Below are 2,882 nucleotides of genomic sequence, written 5' to 3'. Positions count from 1 at the left end.
TTTTAATCTTCGATATTTGTTCATTAAAAGCAATTTTGTCAGAAAAGTTAGAATTTACAAGTGTGGTTTCAGACTCTTTTAACAAGGTAAAATTATCTTCGAAATCTGTGAAAATAATGCCCTCTTGTTTTGTTAATTTTGTTTCTTTAAAACGTGCAATTAATTGTTCAATGTCACTGTTAATCAATTTATTTTTTTTCAAATAAAAACTTGTATCTAGTTGTATTGCAGCAATTTCTTTTTCATGAAAATCTCTAGACATATCAAAAATTAACCCCTTGGCAACTAGTCTATCTTCATAAATAGCTACAACAGAATCTTTGACACGTACAAAATTATTTTTATCAATTAAATTGGTTGATAGTATTAATATAAACACCATTAAAATTCCAAGAATCCATTTTGCTTTGTTGTAAATTTTCATATAATTTTCATCTAAAGTTAACCAAAACAAATATAAGAATATGAAATATGCAGAATTGTTAAATAATTTATAATTAGTCTTTAATAAAGGCTTTATAAAGCATCATGCATAAAAAAAGTAAGGAAAAAGAAATTAAATGATTTATGAGGATATAGCTAATTTCTTTTTAAAAATTTTATCATTTTTGATGATTTTTCTAAATTTAATATTAAAATTTTAGCTTAAATTCGATGCATGTTATATGTAAAATTTAAAATACAAGAAGTTGATAAATTTAACGACTTTAAAAAATTATACAATCATTTAGTAGCTGTGAGGCAACCTGATTATAATTTGGAAGAAGAAGTACCTGATTTTGATTGGGATGCTATGAATCATAAAGAAGTAGAAGAAGCACTAAAAATAATTGATGAGTCTCTAGATGAAGAAGCTGTTGTTTTAAAACGTTACAAAAAAGTGATTCCTGAATATGCTAATTCATTTTTTGAAAAGTATTTTAAAATGGATAATGATAAATTAGAAAATCTTGGTGTGCAAGAAGTACTATCAATATTTAATTATTTAGAATTTGGTTTTGAAGTCGATTTAAATCACTTAGAATTATTAACAAACGACAACGGAATTATAACTTTTGCTACAGGAAACTTTCCATTTGGTGGTTTAGAGCGATTTTTTATCACCTTAAAAGCGTTTGAGATGTTATCTGTAGAATGTTTTGATGGGTTTTCTGTAAATAAAATTATTTGGGAGTCTGATTTTGAATACTATTTTATAGAGCTAGAGGAAGAAACCAAAAACTATATTCAACAACAAAAAGGTAACTAAAAGAGTTTTAATTAATATTCTAATGCTTTTAATAAATAATCAGGGCATCGAGTTGGTTTCATTGTTTTAGAATTCATAAAAGCCAAAACAGAACTTCCTGTGCAAACCAATTCGTCTTTTTGATTTTTTATCTCATAATCAAATTCAATTTTAACCATAGGTTTCTTTTTCAGAAAGGTATGTATGGTTAAAACATCATCATACAAGGCAGATTTTATAAAATTACATTTTAATGAAATAACAGGTAGCATTATTCCGCTCATTTCCATATCTTTGTAAGTAACCCCTAAAGAACGTAGCCATTCTGTTCTGCCTAATTCAAAAAATTGCGCATAGTTACCATGGTAAACAACGCCCATTTGGTCGGTTTCAGAATATCTAATTCTAGTTTTTGTTGATGATTTTTTCAAAATTAATTAACAATTTAAGTTTTTCATTTTACGGAAAAAATAATTAATAATCAATAGCAATTTCATTTTTTTATAATGAAATTTATTCACACTTTTGTAGAACCTAAAAAAACAGGTTCAAAAAGCTGTTTTAATTCAAATTTTAATAATCTATAATACTGCCCTCAATAACAAATGACAATTACTGCTGATTCAGTTTGGAATGAATGTTTATCTTTTATAAAAGACAACATAAAGCCACAAGCTTACAAAACTTGGTTTGAGCCAATCAAACCCGTAAAACTTTCAGGAGAAGCATTAACCATACAAGTACCTAGTAAATTTTTTTACGAATGGTTAGAGGAACATTACATAAAATTATTAAGAGTAGCATTGGTAAGACAATTGGGTAATGATGCCAAATTGATTTACGATGTTAGAATGGAAAATAATTACAGTAGCAATAGACCGCAAATTGTAAAAATACCAAGCTCTAACAGAGACCCTTTAAAACCACAAAAGGTAACAGTGCCTTTAGAGTCTAATAAAAGAGAGTTAAGAAATCCTTTTATTATACCCGGTTTACAAAAAGTAAAAATAGAATCTCAATTAAATCCAAATTATAATTTTAATAATTTTATAGAAGGAGACTCTAACAGGCTAGCGCGTTCTGCAAGTATGGCAGTGGCTAATAAACCTGGTGGTACTTCATTCAATCCATTATTAATATATGGTGGTGTTGGTTTGGGTAAAACGCATTTAGCACACGCCATTGGTGTAGATATAAAAGACAAATATCCAGACAAAACAGTTTTGTATATTTCTTCAGAAAAATTTACACAACAATTTATAGATTCTGTAAAATCAAATACTAGAAACGATTTTATTCACTTTTATCAAATGATAGATGTGTTAATCATAGATGACGTTCAGTTTTTATCTGGTAAAGCAGGTACACAGGATGTATTTTTTCATATTTTTAATCATTTACATCAAAATGGTAAGCAGGTAATTTTAACTTCGGATAAAGCACCTGTAGATATGCAAGATATTGAGCAACGTTTATTGTCTAGATTTAAATGGGGATTATCAGCAGAACTACAAGCACCAGATTACGAAACAAGAATTTCTATTTTACAAAATAAATTGTACAGAGATGGTGTAGAAATGCCAGAAGAAATTGTAGAATATATTGCAAAAAATATAAAATCTAACGTTAGAGAATTAGAAGGTGTTATTATATC

4 protein-coding genes are annotated in these 2,882 nt (G+C 27.4%); 2 read left to right on the top strand and 2 right to left on the bottom strand.

Translation table 11 applies throughout. From position 1 onward, the window contains the following. A partial coding sequence (locus tag ACTG3S_RS11945) for an MCP four helix bundle domain-containing protein (RefSeq protein ID WP_439129578.1) occupies nt 1–424 on the bottom strand: 424 nt, incomplete at its 3' end. Nucleotides 425–658: 234 nt separating this feature from the next. Here ACTG3S_RS11945 and ACTG3S_RS11940 point away from each other — a divergent pair. Beyond that, entirely contained in the window at nt 659–1,249 is a 591-nt protein-coding gene (locus ACTG3S_RS11940) for a hypothetical protein (protein WP_439129577.1), read from the top strand. A gap of 11 nt (nt 1,250–1,260) precedes the next feature. Here the strand turns inward: ACTG3S_RS11940 and ACTG3S_RS11935 are convergent, their stop codons facing one another. Beyond that, nucleotides 1,261–1,659, bottom strand: a complete 399-nt coding sequence (locus ACTG3S_RS11935) for an acyl-CoA thioesterase (protein WP_439129576.1) — start codon at nt 1,657–1,659, stop codon at nt 1,261–1,263. Nucleotides 1,660–1,833: 174 nt separating this feature from the next. On the opposite strand from ACTG3S_RS11935, the gene dnaA reads away from it, so the two are divergent. Further along, nucleotides 1,834–2,882: chromosomal replication initiator protein DnaA (gene dnaA / locus ACTG3S_RS11930; protein WP_439129575.1), on the top strand; the 1,049-nt coding region annotated here is incomplete at its 3' end.

Origin of the sequence: Polaribacter sp., assembly GCF_965656025.1 — a bacterium.
Classification (GTDB): Bacteria; Bacteroidota; Bacteroidia; order Flavobacteriales; family Flavobacteriaceae; genus Polaribacter.
The sequence above is the reverse complement of the archived record's forward strand: the minus strand, read 5'-3'. Positions and strand labels throughout refer to the sequence as shown.